This is a genomic window from Streptomyces sp. NRRL S-37, from assembly GCF_000721605.1.
Lineage (GTDB): Bacteria > Actinomycetota > Actinomycetes > Streptomycetales > Streptomycetaceae > Streptomyces.
On the sequence record NZ_JOIZ01000018.1, the window covers coordinates 105,431 to 121,821 of the forward strand.

Consider the following 16,391-nt stretch of genomic DNA (forward strand, 5'->3'; position numbering starts at 1 on the left):
CTGGGGAGGGGTTTGCCATGTCCGCTGGTTCCACGGTGTCGACGACGTATCTGGAGCTGTCGCAGGAGGACGGCGCCGCGCACAAGTTCTACGAAGTGACGGTCGACGGGCAGACGGTGACGGTGCGCTACGGCAGGATCGGCGCGGCGGGGCAGACCCAGACGACGACGTTCCCCACGGTCGCGAAGGCGCAGGCCGCCGCGGCGAAGAAGGTGGGGGAGAAGGTCCGCAAGGGCTACGAGCCGGCGGTGCGGGGGCAGCGGGCCCCGCGCGCGGTGACCCGCCGTCAGGTGGCCTCGGCCCCGTCCACGGCGCGCGCCGTGGCCCCCGTGCTGTGGCGGTTCGGCACCGGCTCCTCGGCGTTCGGCATCCACGTCGACGACGACCGCTGCTGGGTCGGCAACCAGTCCGGTGACGTCTTCACCCTGGACCACGAGGGCGAGGTGCTGGCCCGCTTCAGCCTGCCGGACGGGGTGAAGTGCCTGGTCGCGGACGACTTCTGGATCTACGCGGGCTGTGACGACGGCCGGGTCTACGACCTCTCCTCGAAGCTGCCGTTCGCCGCCTACGACATCGCCGCGGACGTCGACATCTTCTGGCTGGACATCCACGAGGGCGTGCTGAACGTCTCGGACCGCGACGGCCGCCTCACCGTCATCGACCACGAGGACGAGCACCAGTGGACCCGCCGCAGCCAGGGCGAGCACGCCTGGATGGTCCGCGCCGACGACCGGGCCGTCTACCACGGCCACCACAGAGGCGTCACCGCCTACGCGCCCGACGGCGGCGGCGAGCTGTGGCACACCCCCACCCGCGGCGGGGTGCTGTTCGGCTGGCAGGAGGAGGACACCGTCTACGCCGGCACGGCACACCGCGTAGTGCAGCGGCTGTCGAAGGCGACCGGCGCCATCGAGGCCACCTACGCCTGCGACAGCGCCGTGTACTCCTGCGCCACCTCCCCGGGCGGACGGTTCGTCTTCGCCGGTGACGCCGCGTCGTCCGTCTACTGCTTCGACCGGGACGGCACGCGCCTGTGGAAGCTCGGCACGGGAGGCGGATCGGCACTGTCCATGCAGTACCGGAACGAGCGGCTCTACCTGGTGACCACGGACGGTTCCCTGGTGTGCGTGGACGCGAGCGAGGCCGCCGTCACCGCGGCGCAGCAGGGCACGGTGCCGGTCGCGCGGGACGTCAAGCTCGCCGCGGCCCTGCCGACCTACGCGCCGGCCACGGCCGCGACCGCGGTGGCGACCGTCGCGCAGGCCCCCACCGGTGCCGTCGTCGTCGAGTGCGTGCAGCAGAACGGCCGGCTGCGCGTCCATGTCGTGTCCGACGGCTACGACGGTTCCTGGAACGTGCAGTTCCCGCGGGCGATACGGGTGCCCGGCGCACGCTACGTCGTGGACGCGCTGCACCCGGCGGCCGGCGGCTTCTACCGGGTGCGCGGGGAGATCCGCCGGCTCCAGTGACCGCCGGCGGGCGCACTCGGCGAACCCGTGAGCCCTGTATGCGCCCCCGCACGGGTGCGGACAATGCAGTGCTCGTGATCACTCCGTGGAACGCCGTGGTTTCCCGGCCCCGTTCAGGAAAGCAGGTCGACCGTCGTGCTGTTGCGTCTTCCCACATCCCTGTCCGAAGCCCAGCGGTATCTGGCCGAAGGAGCGGTGCCCGTCGGCGGAGCCACCCTCGTGTGGGCCCTCTGGCAGCGCGACGGCTTCCCCGAGCAGGCGATGTCCCTGCGCAAGCTGCCCCAGGCCACCCTCATAGAACGCGAGGCGCTGGGCGCCGCCGTCCTGCTGCACCAGGTGGACGACCGGGTGCCGGACGTGCTGCGCCGAGCGGCCTCCACCGTGGGCACCGGCGCCGTGCGCCGTACGGCCACCGTCGGCGGCAACATCGTGGGCAGCACCCTGCGCTGTCTGCTGCCCGCGGCGCTGGTCCTGGACGCGCGGGCGACCGTGCTGGACCGGGACGGCACCTACGAGACCGACCTGGCCGAAGTGGTGGCCAAACGCCCTCTGCTGCTCGGTATCCGCTGGCGCGACCCCGTGGCCAGCGGATACTACAAGGCGGACGGTGAGGCGGGCGGGCCGCCGCCCCTCGTCGTCGCCACCGCCGTGCACACCGACGGCGACGGCGCCCACCGTCTCTTCGTCGCCGTCCGGGACGGCTACGAGGTGGTCAGCGGGACCACGCCCTGCGACACCGGAGCCGAGGAGGTGCTGCGGGCCCTGGACCGTACGGACCTGGGATCACTGCCCGCCGAGGTGCGGGACGAGGTGCGCCGCGAGGTGACCGCGCTCCTGGACCGCACCACCGGCCGCTGACGCCGGCCGTCGGCGCCGAAGCGCCCCCGGGCCACCCGGGCGGCGCACCGGTGCCCGCCGTTCAACCGCCGGCCGGGCAGGCGGGTACGCGGGCCCGGCCCGTGCGCCCGCCCGGATCACTCCACGGGCCAGGTGTGGACCGGGGCGTTGAGGTGCATGTAGTCGATGTACTGCTGCGTCATGCGCCGCAGCGCCTCGTGCCGGCCGCAGTGCGCCGAGTCCTCGATGCGGTGGAACATCTCCTTCTGCCACACCGCCCCGTTGCGGCCGGTGACACAGCGCTGCTCGATGACGCCGAGCAGCGGCTCCCGCCAGGCGTCGTCCATGCCGGAGCGCTCAAGGCCGCGGTGCGCCAGCGGCAGCAGCCGCCGCAGGACCAGTTCGGAGGCGGGCACCTCGCCCATCCCGGGCCAGTACAGCCGGGCGTCGATGCCGTACCGCGCCGCCGTCCGCAGATTGTCCTCGGCGGCGGAGAAGGACATCCGTGACCAGACCGGGCGGTCCTCCTCCACCAGGGCGCGGGTCAGTCCGTAGTAGAAGGCGCCGTTGGCGAGGGTGTCGGCCACGGTCGGTCCCGCGGGCAGCACCCGGTTCTCCACCCGCACGTGGGGCCTGTCCTGGGCGACGGCGTAGACCGGGCGGTTCCAGCGGTAGATGGTGCCGTTGTGCAGGGTCAGCTCCCCGAGTTCGGGGATGTCGCCGCGCTCCAGCGTCTCCGCCGGGTTCTGTTCGTCGCACAGCGGGAGCAGGGCCGGGAAGTAGCGCAGGTTCTCCTCGAAGAGGTCGAAGACGCTGGTGATCCAGCGCTCCCCGAACCACACCCGGGGCCGCACCCCCTGCACCTTGATCTCCTGCGGGCGGGTGTCCGTGGCCTGCTCGAACAGCGGGATCCGGGTCTCGTGCCACAGTTCCTTGCCGAACAGGAAGGGGGAGTTGGCGGCGAGCGCGACCTGGACGCCGGCGATCGCCTGCGCCGCGTTCCAGTAGCCGGCGAACTGCTCCGGGGACACCTGGAGGTGGAACTGCGTGCTGGTGCAGGCGGCCTCCGGGGTGATCGTGTCCGCGTAGGTGCGCAGCCGGTCGATGCCGGTCACCTCGATGTGCAGGTCCTCCCCGCGCGCCGCGAAGATCTGGTCGTTGAGCAGCCGGTAGCGCGGGTTCTCCGACAGCGCTCCCTCACCGACGTCCTCCTGGCGCAGGGTGGGAAGGATGCCCGTCATGATCAGACGGGTGCCGATCGACCCGGCGCGCCGCTCCGCGTGGTTCAGCGCGTCGCGGATCTCGGACTCCCAGGAGTCGGGGCCGCCTGCCGTGAGCCGCCGCGGCGGGATGTTGATCTCCAGGTTGAACCGGCCCAGCTCCGTCGCCCAGGCCGGGTCCGCGATGGCCTCCAGCACATCGGTGTTGCGCATCGCGGGCTCGGCCCGGTCGTCGACCAGGTTCAGCTCGATCTCCAGCCCCACCTGGGGCCGCTCGGCCTCGAAGCGCGACTCGCGCAGCATCTGCGCGAACGTCTCCAGGCACTCCTGCATCTTGATCCGGTAGCGGCGGCGGTCCTCGCGGGTGAAGGTGAGCGCCGGGACGTCCCGTCCCATCGGTCTCCCTCCAGGGCTCTCGTCCTCGGAACCTGTCCACCCCAGACTCGCACCAGCGGGCGAGTCCGACCACGCGAGCCCGGTCCGCGGCCTAGGCCTCCTCGGCCAGGAAGGCGGTCAGGCCGTCGAGGAGCATGGTGCTGCCCTGCTCGGCCATGTCGCGTTCCTCCGCCGTGTCGCACGTCTGGCGGAGCGCGATCCGCGTCCGGCCGCCGTCCTCGGCGAGTTCCACGGTCATCACCGACGGCTCGGGCCTGCCGGGCACGTCCATCCCCACCACCAGCAGGCGGTTCTCGGTGACCTCCAGGTAGGACCCGGTCAGCGGGACCTCGCCGCCGTCCGGCGTGACCATGGTGGCCTTCCAGGCGCCGCCCGGCCGTACGTCCATCTCGACGGAGCCGGGAACGGCGTACGCCCACCGGGCGTACCGGTCCGGAGTGGTCCACGCCTGCCACACCCTGCCCACCGGGGCGTCCAGTGTGCGGGTCAGGTGGTAGGAGAAGGCGTTGTCCGTGGTGGTCGGCTCGGCGCTCATGGTGTTGTCCTCTCGTCTCGTCCGTGCCCCGGTCGGTGGGCGGCCTGTCACAGATGCAGACGTGCGGGGGTGCGGAAAGTCATCGGACTCCGGGAGAAAATTTTTCGTTGACAACGTAATGTTCATTCCGGGATGCTCGTGTCATGCCTGCGAAGACTCATGAACAGTCCGACGACCCCTTCACACCGCCGAGTTCCGACGCGGCGCGCGTCCAGCGGGTGCACGCCTCCCTGTTCCGCATCGCCGAGCGGCACGCGGCCACGGACGCGCAGCGCCGCCGCCAGATCCACCCCGGAGTGATCGGTCCGCACGAGGCGGTCCGGCTCGTGGCCTTCCTGCTCAGCGGCGCCGCGCTGCCCGAGGACGGTGAGCCCGAGGTGGACCACGCGGACATCACCGCCGCGCTGAGCCTCGTACCGCGTGCCCGCGCGGAGATGGACGAGCTGGAGGCCGGACTCCTGGAGATGGCGCGTGGACGCGGCATGACCTGGCCGGAGATCGCCTTCGGCCTCGGCCTGGGCAGCCCGCAGGCCGCCCGGCAGCGCTACGAACGCCTGGCCGGCCGCACCGACCCGGGCGACCGGTAGCCGCCCGGTCAGCCCTCGTGGGCCGGCTCGCCCACGGCCCGGGCGGCCCGCCGCCAGGCGTCACTCACCGCCCGGTGCGCCGTCGCCGTCCCGGCCGCCGTGCCGGGCGGCAGGTGCACGGGACGGCCGATGTGGACATGGAGACGCGGACGGCGCACCGGGGCGGTGAGCACACCGGCCAGTTGCTTCACGGCCGGCCCGGAGGCCAGCCGCCGGGCCCCTACTTGGCCCACGGGGACGACCGGCGCGCCGGTCGCGGCCGACAGCCGCGCCAGACCCGTACGGAACGGCCGGGGCGCGGCACACCCCGCGTCCCGGCGCGACGGCAGGCCCCCCTCCGCGTAGATGAGCACGTGGCGTCCCGACCGCACCGCCTCCGCCGCGGCCCGAAGCGCGTCCGCCGCGCGGGCCGAGCCCCGGTGCACGGGAACGTGCCCGCCCTTCGACAGGGCGCGCCCCAGCACCGGCACCCGCCACAGCCCCGCCGTCGCCAGGACGACCGGTGTCACGCCCGCCCCGCGCAGGGCGGCCAGTACGAGTGCCGGATCGGCCATCGAGTCGTGGTTGGCGACGAAGACACTGCCCGCGGGGAACGGCCCGTCGGTCTCACGGGTGACGGTGAGCCGCCCGAACAACGGCAGCAGGACGGCGGCGGCACGGCTGAGCAAGGGACGTCCTTCCGGCAGACGGGATTCCTGCCGGCCAGCTTCGGGCACGAGGGACTCCCCGCGCCTGAGTACGCGTACTCGGACCGGCGGCACCTCCTACTCGGTCCGTGGCCGGGAACCAGGGCTGAATCATCCTCGCGCGCCCTGGGTACCCGCCCCGTCCCCGCGCGGACACGCCGCGCCGCTCCACCACGGGAGGCTGCCATGGCCGACCTCAGCCCGATCGACCTGCAGAAGGCCCTCAAGGGCGCCGAATACCCCGCCGGCCAGGACGACCTCGTCTCCGTGGCGAAGAGCAACGGCGCGGACGACACCCTCGTCAAGAAGCTGGGGCAGACCGGAACCAAGCGGTTCGACGGCCCCGACGAGGTGCAGAAGGCGGTCTTCGGCAACGCATAGCGCCGCATCCGGGGGCTGCCCGCACGGCGGCCCCCGGTCCTGCCGGACAACCGAGACGAGAGACGGTACCGCGATGACCGAGTACGAGCGTTCGCACACGATGCCCGCATCACCCGAGCACGTCTTCGACCAGGCCGCCAACGTCGAGCAGATGGGCGACTGGCTGCCCGAGGCCCTGCACGTGCACGCCGAGGAGCTGCCCGCCGTCACCGTGCACGAGGACCGCTCCGACGAGGACACCTCCGCGCTGTTCCGTGCCCAGCCGGATCAGATGCGGCTCGAATGGGGCACGCGTGAGCAGGGCAGTTACACCGGCTGGCTGCAGGTCGCCGGCATCGGCAGCGGGGCCAGCGAGGTCACGGTGCACCTCTCCTTCTTCGAGGACAGCCACGATCCGGGCGAGAAGGCCGTCGGCGATGCCCTGGACTCCAGCCTCCGGCGCCTGGAGGAACAGGTACGGCTCCGTGTCGACAACGCCGCCGGCTGACCGTCCGCCCCGTCCGGAAGGCCACCCCGCCATGAGCAGTGAGCCCGCCCCCGAGCACCGCTCGGACACCGCACTCAGGGTCAACGGCACACCGCACACCCTCCGCCTCGACCACCGGCGGGTCCTGCTGGACGTCCTGCGCGAGGACCTCGGCCTCACCGGCGCCAAGAAGGGCTGCGACCACGGCCAGTGCGGGGCCTGCACGGTCCTGGTCGACGGCCGCCGCGTCAACAGCTGCCTGCTCCTGGCCGTCTCCCTGGACGGCCGCGACGTCACCACGGTCGAGGGCCTCACCGACGGCGGCGACGGTCTGCACCCCCTGCAGCAGGCCTTCCTCGACCGGGACGCCTTCCAGTGCGGGTACTGCACACCGGGGCAGATCTGCTCCGCCGTCGGCGCCCTCGCCGAGGCCGAGGCAGGCCATCCCTCCCACGTCACCGACCCCGCCGCCCCCTCCGGGCGGCCCGTCGCGCTGGACGCCGCCGAGATCCGCGAGCGGCTCAGCGGCAACCTGTGCCGCTGCGGCGCCTACCCGCACATCGTCGAGGCCGTCGAGGACGTGATCTGAGTGAAGCCCTTCGGATACGTGCGGGCCGGCACCGTCGAGGAGGCGGCCGAGGCGCTCGCCGCGCATCCCGGCGCCCGCTGCCTCGCCGGCGGCACCAACCTGGTCGACCTGATGAAGCTGGGCGTGGAACGCCCCGACGTCCTCGTCGACGTCAGCCGGCTGCCGCTGGACACGGTGGAGGAACTGTCCGACGGCTCCGTGCGCGCCGGTGCCACCGTCCGCAACAGCGACCTCGCGGCCCACCCTCTGGTCCGCGACCGCTACCCCGCCCTGTCCCAGGCGCTCCTCGCCGGCGCCTCCGGGCAGCTGCGCAACGCCGCCACCACCGGCGGCAACCTCCTCCAGCGCACCCGCTGCCCCCACTTCCAGGACCTGTCCAAACCCTGCAACAAGCGTGCGCCCGGCAGCGGCTGCGGCGCCCGGGAGGGCACCCACCGCGACCACGCGGTCCTCGGCCACTCCGAGCACTGCGTCGCCACCCACCCCTCGGACATGGCGGTCGCCCTGGCCGCCCTGGACGCACGCGTGGAACTGTACGGCGGCCAGGGGGCCCGGGACGTCCCGGCGGACCGGTTCCACCGGCTCCCCGGCGACCACCCGGAGCGGGACACCGAGATCCGGCCCGGCGAACTGATCACCGGCGTGGTACTGCCGGCCGCCACGGCGTCCCTGCCCTCCGCCTACCGCAAGGCCCGCGACCGCGCCTCGTACGCCTTCGCCCTGGCGTCGGTCGCCGCCGTCCTGGACACGGCGGACGACGGCACGATCGCCCATGTGGGGCTCGCCTTCGGCGCGCTCGCCCACAAGCCGTGGCGGGCCGAACGCGCCGAGACGGCACTGCGCGGCGCCCCGGCGACCCCGGACTCCTTCGCCCGCGCCGTGGACCTCGAACTCGAGGCGGCCCGGCCGCTGCGCGACAACGGCCACAAGGTGCCCCTCGCCCGCAATCTCGCCGTGGACGTCCTGACCCGGCTCGCACCGCAGGCCCGGCGCCCCCGACACCTCACGGAGGACTCATGACCGGCACCGGTACCGCGCTGGGCGCTCCGGCCGAACGCCGCGAAGGGCGCGAGAAGGTCACCGGCGGCGCCCGCTACGCCGCCGAGCACCCCCTGCCGGACCGCGCCCACGCCTGGCCGGTCCCCGCGACCGTCGCCCGCGGCCGGGTGACGGCTGTCGACACCACGGCCGCCCTGGAGTCGCCCGGCGTCCTGACCGTGCTCACCCACGAGAACGCCCCCCGGCTCACCGAGCCCGACGACCCCACCCTCGCCGTGCTCCAGGACCCCCAAGTGCCGCACCGCGGCTGGATCGTCGCACTCGTCGTCGCCCGCTCCCCGGAGGAGGCCCGTGCCGCCGCCGCGGCCGTCCGGATCGAGTACGCCGCGGAGGAGCACGACGTGACCCTCACCGCGGACCATCCCGGGGTGTACGAGCCGGAGACCGCCAACGCCGGCCACCCGGCCCGCCGCGAGTACGGAGACCCCGACGGCGCCCTCGCCTCCGCCCCCGTCCGGGTCGACGTCTCCTACCGTGTGCCGCCGCTGCACAACCACCCCATGGAGCCCCACACCAGTACGGCCCGCTGGGAAAGCGACCGGCTCGTCGTGCACACCTCCAGCCAGGGCGGCACCGCGGTGCGCGCCACGCTCGCCGCGCTGTTCGGGCTGCCCGAGGACCGGATCACCGTCGACACCGGCCATGTGGGCGGCGGCTTCGGCTCCAAGGGCACCCCGCGCCCCGACGTCGTCCTCGCCGTCATGGCCGCCCGGGAGACCGGCCGGCCCGTCACCGTCGCCCTGCCCCGCCGCGACATGCCCGCACTCGTCGGCCACCGGGCCCCCACCCTGCACCGGCTTCGCCTCGGCGCCGGTGACGACGGCCGGCTGACCGGCCTGACCCACGAGATCGTCACCCACACCTCCCGCGTCAAGGAGTTCGTGGAGCAGGCGGCGGTCCCCGCACGCGTCATGTACGCCACCCCGAACAGCCGCACGCTCCACCGAGTGGTCCGGCTCGACGTGCCGACCCCGTCCTGGATGCGCGCCCCCGGCGAATGCCCCGGCATGTACGCCCTGGAGTCGGCGGTGGACGAACTCGCCACAGCCCTCGGCATGGACCCGGTACGGCTGCGCCTCCTCAACGAACCCGAGCGGGAACCGGACAGCGGCAAACCGTTCAGCAGCAGGCACCTCACGGAGTGTCTGCGCGAGGGCGCGCGCCGCTTCGGCTGGGACCACGGGGACCCCCGTCCCCGTACCCGGGCGGAGGGACCCCTGCTGATCGGCACGGGCGTCGCGGCGGCCACCTACCCCGTCCTCGTGCAGCCGTCCGCCGCCGAGGCCCGGGCGCTGCCGGACGGCACCTTCGTCGTCCGCGTCAACGCCACCGACATCGGCACCGGAGCCCGCACCGTGCTCGCCCAGGTGGCGGCCGACACCCTCCGCGTGCCCCTGGACCGGGTACGGGCCGACATCGGCGACAGCGACCTGCCGCCCGCGTCCCTGGCCGGGGGGTCCTCCGGAACCGCCTCCTGGGGATGGGCCGTGCACGACGCGTGCACCAGGCTCGCGGGCCGGCTCGGTGGTCTCACCGGCCGGCTGCCCGACGAGGGCATCGCCGCCCACGCCGACACGACGGGCCGGGCGGACGCCGAGAGCCCTTACGCCCGCCACGCCTTCGGCGCACACTTCGCCGAGGTCACCGTCGACTCCGTCACCGGCGAGGTCCGGGTGCGCCGGATGCTCGGGGTCTTCGCCGCCGGACGGATCCTCAACGCCCGTACCGCGCGCTCCCAGTTCATCGGGGGCATGGTCATGGGGCTGGGCATGGCGCTGACCGAGGGCAGCACGATGGACGCCGCGTTCGGCGACTTCACCGAGTCCGACCTGGCGTCGTACCACGTGCCCGCGCACGCCGACGTGCCCGCCGTGGAGGCGCACTGGATCGAGGAGGACGACACCCGCCTCAACCCGATGGGCAGCAAGGGGATCGGCGAGATCGGCAACGTGGGCAGTGCGGCCGCCATCGGCAACGCCGTCCACCACGCCACCGGCGTCCGCTTCCGCGAACTCCCGCTGACCCCCGACAAGGTGCTCGCCGGACTGTCCGGACCGCCCGCGCCTACCAGTGGGCGGGCCGGCTGAGGGCGGGGGGCAGCACGGTGGCCGCGTCGCCCCGGGCCGCGTCGAGCTGCGCCTGGGTGAGGAAGAGGGCGCCGGTGAGATCGGCGCCGCCGAGGTTCGCGTCGCGCAGGTCGGCACCGATCAGGTCGGCGTCGCGCAGGTCGGCCCCGGCGAGGTCGGCGGCGACGAGGAGGGCGCCGCGCAGGCTCGCCCCGCGCAGGTCGGCGCCGGACAGCCGGGCACCGATCAGATCGGCTCCGCGGTGGTTCCTCCTGCGGCCCGGGACCCGGGCCCGGGCGAGTTCGCTCGCCCGCAGCAGCAGCGGGTTGACCTCGCCGCGCAGCGCGTTCACGTCCAGCGCGGCGACCGACTCGGCGCTGCCGCGGGTCAGGCCGTCGATCCGGTCCAGCGCCCGCCGCAGCTCCCGGTGGACGGGCCGGGCCGCCGCGAGGCCGAGGGCCTCGGCGACGTACCGGAGCAGCTCGTGCAGCTGCCGCATCACGGGGAAGACCTGGAACATGGCGCGCGCCGACTCCGGCGCCCGGCGCCAGTCGGTGCCGCCGAAGGTGACCTGGGACACCTTCTGCCCGGCGCCGAAGCAGTCGAAGACGGTGCAGCCGGAGTAGCCCTTGTCGCGCAGCCGCTCGTGGATGCCGCAGCGGAAGTCCGTCCGGAGGTGGGAACACGGCTGCCCCGCGGCCTTGTCGACGGCGAAGTCGGCGGAGCGGGCGAAGGGCAGGGCCACGCAGCACAGGCCGAAGCAGTTGGCGCAATCGGCCCGGAGGTCCTCGCGGCCCCCGGGAGCCGTGGAGGCCGCGGGGGCTTCGTGCTGTGGTGACACCGTGCGGGCTCCTGTTCGTACGACGAGCGGTCGCGTCCATCCTCGCAGACGGCCCACCCGCGGATTCGCGCGGACGGCCGACGGCCCGCGGCCGTCGGCGCGCGATCCCGGGGCGTCCGGCCTATGATCGACCCATTAAAGTTGAATTCCGAACTTTTCTGTGGTGGTGGAGGATCGGGCCATGAGCAACACGGAAACGCACCCGACGGAGGCGCTCTGCGGCGCGGACGTCGACGGACCGCCCCCGCCGGGCATCGAGATCCTCACCCCGAGGGACGTACCCCTCGGCGGCCCCCGGGCCATGCGGGTGCGGCGGACCCTGCCCCAGCGGGCGCGCACCCTCATCGGGGCGTGGTGCTTCGCCGACCACTACGGTCCCGACGACATCGCCGAGTCCGGGGGCATGCGGGTGCCGCCGCACCCGCACACCGGCCTGCAGACCGTCAGCTGGCTGTTCAGCGGCGAGATCGAACACCGCGACAGCCTCGGCAGCCACGCCTTCGTCCGGCCCGGCGAACTCAACCTCATGACCGGCGGGCACGGCATCAGCCACTCCGAGGTCTCCACCGGGAGCACCCGGATCCTGCACGGCGCGCAGCTGTGGGTGGCGCTGCCCGCGGAACACCGCGACACGGCGCGGGACTTCCAGCACCACGTCCCCTCCCCGCTCGCGCTGGACGGCGGCGAGGCGCGCGTCTTCCTGGGCACGCTCGCCGGCGACACCTCACCGGTGCGCACCTTCACCCCCCTGCTCGGCGCCGAGATCACCCTGGACCCGGGCGCCCGCGTGACCCTCGACGTGGACCCCGGCTTCGAACACGGAGTCCTCGTCGACAGCGGCGACGTCCTCCTCGCCGACACGCTCCTGCGACCGGCCGAACTGGGATACGCGCCCCCGGGCCGCACCGCCCTCACCCTGGCCAACCGGGCGACGGTCCCGGCCCGGCTGCTGCTCCTGGGCGGGCCGCCCTTCCAGGAGGAGATCGTCATGTGGTGGAACTTCATCGGCCGGTCGCACGACGACATCGTCCAGGCCCGCGAGGACTGGACGAAGGGGTCCCGTTTCGGCGAGGTGCAGGGGTACGACGGGGCTCCACTGCCCGCGCCGGAGCTGCCGAACGCACCCCTGAAGCCGCGAGGAAGGATGCGCTGACCTGCGGAAACGTGAGTCTCGAATCAAGGGGCTCAGGATCGCCGCTGCGCCTGTCCGGCGACGTGGCCAACCCCCTGGCACGGGCTTCGGTTCCTGCCTCTCAGGTCTCTCTGAAGCTGTCCGCAGTTCCCAAGGCATGGGCATCTGCGGGCAGCTTCAGGCGAACCAATGCTGACCTTTTGCCGACTTTTCTGATGGGTCGTCAGGTAGGTGGCAGAGCGGCGCCCTCTCCACTCGCCCCTTCGTGAGGCGCCCTCGGCGCTACAGCGCTTCGCTGATGCCGACTCTGGAGCCGACGGGCTCGTCCCGTGGTGGCCGCTCAGGAGTGACGATGCGTGCTGCTCGAGGGAATCCGACAAGCGATGTACTGGGCGGGTGTGTACCCGACCTGGACTTCGCGTCAAGCAACCTGAACCCCGAGCCTCTCCTTCGGAAGCAGCGATGCGTCACTCGGCCCCTCAAGCGGTCCCAGCAGTTGCACACCAGCAGTGAGTCGCGGTCGAGTCCGAAGCCGGCGACGGGCTGGCCCGCCAGGCGATCCAGTGGCTTCTCGACGGCCCGCCCGTTCCATGTCATCCCCGGTCGATCACGGTTCCTCTCGTCACAGGCGCTGACGCGCACCGGTCGAGGGCCTGCTGGGCCGTGGACCCTGCTCGGTGTCGACAGCGACGGGCAGTTCGATGGCGGTGGACCAACTGCCCGCTCCATCCAGCGTCTCGACAGTGACCACGAGCCCCGCGATCCCGTCGACATCCTCGCTGCGAGCGGCTCCCTTGTCAGCGAGGAGACGACGACCACCTACTCGCGCAGTTTGAACAGCCGCACCTTCTGCGTCATCTGGGCCGTCCACACCGCTGACAGTGGCGCAGGGGTCCTTCGCCCGCCGGCATCGCCTCGCCGCCCTGCTCGGTCTGGGATCGACCGAGCCAGATGGAGTCGTGAAGGACAGCTTCCGATCCCGGCGTCCTACGTCGTAGCAAACCGTCGAACAGGGCGGGCTGTCTGTAGTGAACTTTCCCCGTGATGCTGGACACTCCATACTTACGCCGCGAGGGCGTGTCTTTGATCGTGTCGCTGCCTGATCTCCAGCGGGGTCAGGTAGCCCCAGTGCGGGTGTTTCCGCAGCCGCCTGCGGTTGTAGAAGGTCTCGATGAAGGCGAAAATCTCGGTGCGGGCGGTGGCCCGGTCGGGCCAGCGGCGGGTGCCGATCTCCTCCTTCAGGACCGCGAAGAAGGACTCGGCGGCGTTGTCGGAACAGGACCCTGTTCTTCCCATGCTCTGGCGCAGTCCCAACCTGCGTATCTCTCCGCGTGGTTCTTCGGACGTGTACTCCGATCCGCGGTCGGAGTGCGCGATGCAGCCGGGCTGGAGCCGGCCACGGCCGGCGGCCATCGCCAGCGCGTCGACGACCAGGCTCGCCCGGTGGTGGCCGGCCATCGAGTAGCCGACGATCTCGCGGGTGGCCAGGTCCAGCCAGGTCGCCAGGTAGAGCCAGCCCTCGTCGGTGGCGATGAACGTGATGTCGCCGACCAGCCGCGTGCCGGGCTCGGGTGCGGTGAAGTCGCGGCCGAGCAGGTCGACCGCCGGCACGGCCCGCTTCGCCGGACGGGTCAGACTCCGGCGCCTGCGCCGGGTGACCCCGGTGATACCGCGCTCGCGCATGACCCGCTCCACCCGCTTGCGGTTGACCCGGCGGCCGAGCCGGCGCAGGTCGGCGTGGATCCGGGGGACACCGTAGGTGTGCCGGGAGGCGATGTGCAGCACGGTGATCTCGTGGGCCAGGGCGTCGTCGGCGGCCTGCCTCGCCTGGCGGGCCTGTTCACCGGACCGCCAGGCGTAGAACGAGGAGCGGGCCACTTTCAGCAGCCGGCACAGCAGAGCAACGGTGTGGGTGGTCTTCTCCGCCTCGATGAACGCGTACACGTCGTTCATCGATCGCTCTCCTTCGCGAAGAAGACCGCCGCTTTTCGCAGCACTTCGATCGTCTCGGCCTGCTCACGGTTCTGCCGCCGCAGTCGGCGCAATTCCTCCCGCTCGGCCGTCGTCAGCTCGCCCGGCACCCCCTGACCGCGGTCGACCTGGTCTTGCCGGACCCAGTTCCGCAGCCCTTCGGCGCTGACCCCGAGTTCCCGGGCCACCTCGGTGACGGTCCTGCCGGAGGAGCGGACGAGGGCGACCGCGTCCCGTTTGAACTCCTCCGTGTACCGCCTGCTGCGGTTGCTCTTGCTTCCCACCTGGCACTACTTCCTCTGGAACCTCACGTCCCAGTTTCCAGGTGTCCAGCATCAAGGGGAAGCTTCAATCGCGCTCGTCGATTCCTCGGGCAAGACGGTCACCGCCGTCGCCCGGGAACTCGGCATCAGCTCCGAGTCCCTGCGCGGCTGGTACCGCCGGGCCAAGGCCGACCAGGGCGAGGGCGCCCCGGGCGAGCTGACCAGCGCGGAGCGTGAGGAACTGCGCCGGCTCCGCAGAGAGAACCGCGAACAGCAGCAGACGATCGAGATCCTGAAAAAAGCGACGGCCTTCTTCGTGAAGGAGAGCGACCGGTGACCACGTTGTACCGGTTGATCCACGCGGAGAAGGCGAACTACCCGATCGTGCTGTTGTGCCGGGTGCTGCGCGTGGCCCGCTCCTCCTACTACGCCTGGCGCGAGGCCGGGGCCGCCCGCCGAGAGCGCCAGGCGGCCGACGACGCGCTCGCCCACGAGATCACCGTGCTCCACATCGCCTCCCGCAGGACCTATGGCGTCCCGCGCATCCACGCCGAGCTGCGGCGTCTGGGGCGGCGGGTGAACCGCAAGCGCATCGCCCGTGTCATGCGCGAGCGTGACATCCGCGGCGTCACCCGCCGCAAGCGCCGCTCGCTGACCCGGCCGGACGTGAAGGCGAAGCCGACCCCGGACCTGATCGGCCGTGACTTCCACGCCGAGCGTCCCGGGATCAAGCTGGTCGGCGACATCACCTATCTCCCGACGGCCGAGGGCTGGCTCTACCTCGCCTGCTGGCTGGACCTGGCCACCCGCGAGGTCGTCGGCTATGCCATGGCCGACCACCATCGCGCCGAGCTCGTCGTCGATGCCCTCGACATGGCCTACGGTCGAGGCGGCCTGGAGCCCGGATGCGTGATCCACAGTGATCGCGGCAGCGAGTACACATCGGCACAATTCCGGGACCGAATACAGGAGTTGGGGCTGCGGCAGAGTTGCGGACGCACCGGATCGTGTTTCGACAACGCCGCGGCGGAGAGTTTCTGGGCCCTGCTCAAGGAAGAGATCGGAACCCGGACCTGGCCCGACCGGGCCACCGCCCGCGCCGAGATCTTCACCTTCATCGAGACCTTCTACAACCGCCGCCGTCTACGCAAGCACAAGATCTTCGGCTACCTCACCCCGGCCGAGACCAGGCAGCGGCATCAACACACCCTCGCGGCATAACCAACGAGTGTCCAAGATCACGGGGAAACTTCAAGAGGGCCGGGCAGAGGCCGTGCGCGTATCGCTCTGGACTCTCTGCCTGGCCTCACACAGACCAAACGTGCCGCCCGCGCAGGATTACCGGCCGGGCGAGGTTACCGTAATGCCAGGCACCGGAACGAGCGACCTCCGGGAGGACTCGGTGCCCGGGCGCGGCTGGAGCTGTGCCGCGGTGAGCTTGGGGCCGGTCGGGCTCCCGAGCCGGACCTCACCCAGTTTGATGGCTTCGGTCGCGCTGCGCTTCGGCTCGGCCGGCGGCTTGCCGGCGGCTAGGCCCGACCCTGCGATCCACTCGTTGCCGGACGGAATCCACCCGCCCCGCCACGTGCCACCGATGTCCTGGGCGTATGAGCCGGTGTTGTTGGCATACCAGTGATCCCCGCCGCAAGCGCGGTTGATGTCGTAGCCGATGCTGATGGCGGAGTCTCCGCCACCGTTGTAGTACCAGCCTGTTTCCAGGCACAGGTACCAGGTGGTGGTGCCGAAGTCGTACACGAGGGTCTGGGAAGCGACCGCGATCCTGCTCGCGGGCCACGTGTCAATCCCCTCGCAGCGTGGAGACGATCTATGCGGCCAGTCCCTCGGCGAGGGTGGCTCGGTACTCGCGTTCGTAGTCGATCGGGCTCTTGAAGC

General features: G+C 72.2%; 18 protein-coding genes. 11 read left to right on the forward strand and 7 right to left on the reverse strand.

What is annotated here, in order from left to right; translation table 11 throughout:
• Positions 1–17 precede the first annotated feature (17 nt).
• Positions 18–1,469, forward strand: a complete 1,452-nt coding sequence (locus tag IH50_RS0125620; protein ID WP_030866837.1) for a WGR domain-containing protein — start codon at positions 18–20, stop codon at positions 1,467–1,469.
• Positions 1,470–1,604: 135 nt separating this feature from the next.
• On the forward strand, positions 1,605–2,327 hold the full coding sequence (locus tag IH50_RS0125625; RefSeq protein WP_030866841.1) for an FAD binding domain-containing protein: 723 nt from the start codon (positions 1,605–1,607) through the stop codon (positions 2,325–2,327).
• A gap of 116 nt (positions 2,328–2,443) precedes the next feature.
• On the opposite strand, the gene IH50_RS0125630 is transcribed toward IH50_RS0125625, so the two are convergent.
• Together IH50_RS0125630 and IH50_RS0125635 are read right to left on the reverse strand one after the other, a co-directional pair.
• Positions 2,444–3,922, reverse strand: a complete 1,479-nt coding sequence (locus tag IH50_RS0125630; protein WP_030866844.1) for a glutamate-cysteine ligase family protein — start codon at positions 3,920–3,922, stop codon at positions 2,444–2,446.
• A gap of 91 nt (positions 3,923–4,013) precedes the next feature.
• Positions 4,014–4,457 carry an SRPBCC family protein gene (locus IH50_RS0125635; RefSeq protein WP_030866848.1) on the reverse strand — a complete coding sequence of 148 codons (444 nt, stop codon included), beginning with the start codon at positions 4,455–4,457 and terminating at the stop codon, positions 4,014–4,016.
• Between the two features lie 143 nt (positions 4,458–4,600).
• On the opposite strand from IH50_RS0125635, the gene IH50_RS0125640 reads away from it, so the two are divergent.
• A complete protein-coding gene (locus IH50_RS0125640) occupies positions 4,601–5,044 on the forward strand; it encodes a hypothetical protein (RefSeq protein ID WP_030866850.1) in 444 nt (147 codons plus the stop codon).
• An 8-nt stretch (positions 5,045–5,052) separates the two neighbouring features.
• Here IH50_RS0125640 and IH50_RS0125645 read toward each other — a convergent pair whose 3' ends face one another.
• A complete protein-coding gene (locus IH50_RS0125645; RefSeq protein WP_030866851.1) occupies positions 5,053–5,712 on the reverse strand; it encodes a lysophospholipid acyltransferase family protein in 660 nt (219 codons plus the stop codon).
• Between the two features lie 204 nt (positions 5,713–5,916).
• On the opposite strand from IH50_RS0125645, the gene IH50_RS0125650 reads away from it, so the two are divergent.
• The 5 genes from IH50_RS0125650 to IH50_RS0125670 all read left to right on the forward strand — a co-directional run bounded on the left by IH50_RS0125650 (position 5,917) and on the right by IH50_RS0125670 (position 10,312).
• Positions 5,917–6,111, forward strand: a complete 195-nt coding sequence (locus IH50_RS0125650; RefSeq protein WP_030866854.1) for a DUF2795 domain-containing protein — start codon at positions 5,917–5,919, stop codon at positions 6,109–6,111.
• Positions 6,112–6,184: 73 nt separating this feature from the next.
• Positions 6,185–6,598, forward strand: coding sequence for an SRPBCC family protein (locus tag IH50_RS0125655; RefSeq protein WP_030866856.1), 414 nt, complete (start codon positions 6,185–6,187; stop codon positions 6,596–6,598).
• A 31-nt stretch (positions 6,599–6,629) separates the two neighbouring features.
• Entirely contained in the window at positions 6,630–7,166 is a 537-nt protein-coding gene (locus IH50_RS0125660) for a (2Fe-2S)-binding protein (protein ID WP_030866859.1), read from the forward strand.
• Positions 7,167–8,186: an FAD binding domain-containing protein gene (locus IH50_RS0125665; RefSeq protein WP_030866862.1), complete on the forward strand. Its 1,020-nt coding sequence runs from the start codon at positions 7,167–7,169 to the stop codon at positions 8,184–8,186. It abuts the gene before it with no gap.
• A complete protein-coding gene (locus IH50_RS0125670; RefSeq protein ID WP_030866864.1) occupies positions 8,183–10,312 on the forward strand; it encodes a xanthine dehydrogenase family protein molybdopterin-binding subunit in 2,130 nt (709 codons plus the stop codon). Before IH50_RS0125665 ends, IH50_RS0125670 begins: the two co-directional genes overlap by 4 nt.
• On the opposite strand, the gene IH50_RS0125675 is transcribed toward IH50_RS0125670, so the two are convergent.
• Positions 10,290–11,132 (reverse strand): pentapeptide repeat-containing protein, encoded by an 843-nt coding sequence (locus IH50_RS0125675; protein ID WP_030866866.1) that lies wholly within the window; start codon positions 11,130–11,132, stop codon positions 10,290–10,292. The genes IH50_RS0125670 and IH50_RS0125675 overlap by 23 nt on opposite strands.
• 181 nt (positions 11,133–11,313) lie before the next feature.
• Here IH50_RS0125675 and IH50_RS0125680 point away from each other — a divergent pair, with 181 nt between their 5' ends.
• Positions 11,314–12,285: a pirin family protein gene (locus IH50_RS0125680; protein WP_030866869.1), complete on the forward strand. Its 972-nt coding sequence runs from the start codon at positions 11,314–11,316 to the stop codon at positions 12,283–12,285.
• A 1,041-nt stretch (positions 12,286–13,326) separates the two neighbouring features.
• On the opposite strand, the gene IH50_RS0125685 is transcribed toward IH50_RS0125680, so the two are convergent.
• Both IH50_RS0125685 and IH50_RS0125690 read right to left on the reverse strand, forming a co-directional pair.
• Complete coding sequence (locus tag IH50_RS0125685; protein ID WP_030866871.1) at positions 13,327–14,217, reverse strand: IS3 family transposase; 891 nt, start codon at positions 14,215–14,217, stop codon at positions 13,327–13,329.
• Positions 14,214–14,519 carry a transposase gene (locus IH50_RS0125690; RefSeq protein WP_030866885.1) on the reverse strand — a complete coding sequence of 102 codons (306 nt, stop codon included), beginning with the start codon at positions 14,517–14,519 and terminating at the stop codon, positions 14,214–14,216. The genes IH50_RS0125685 and IH50_RS0125690 overlap by 4 nt, the downstream gene beginning before the upstream one ends.
• On the opposite strand from IH50_RS0125690, the gene IH50_RS40075 reads away from it, so the two are divergent.
• The gene (locus IH50_RS40075) at positions 14,503–14,835 is read left to right on the forward strand and encodes a transposase (protein ID WP_158801300.1); all 333 of its coding nucleotides are present in this window, start codon (positions 14,503–14,505) and stop codon (positions 14,833–14,835) included. The two genes, IH50_RS0125690 and IH50_RS40075, sit on opposite strands and share 17 nt — an antisense overlap.
• Positions 14,832–15,719 (forward strand): IS3 family transposase, encoded by an 888-nt coding sequence (locus IH50_RS0125700; protein WP_030866876.1) that lies wholly within the window; start codon positions 14,832–14,834, stop codon positions 15,717–15,719. Before IH50_RS40075 ends, IH50_RS0125700 begins: the two co-directional genes overlap by 4 nt.
• A 117-nt stretch (positions 15,720–15,836) precedes the next feature.
• On the opposite strand, the gene IH50_RS0125705 is transcribed toward IH50_RS0125700, so the two are convergent.
• Complete coding sequence (locus IH50_RS0125705) at positions 15,837–16,253, reverse strand: hypothetical protein (RefSeq protein WP_030866879.1); 417 nt, start codon at positions 16,251–16,253, stop codon at positions 15,837–15,839.
• Between the last annotated feature and the right edge of the window lie 138 nt (positions 16,254–16,391).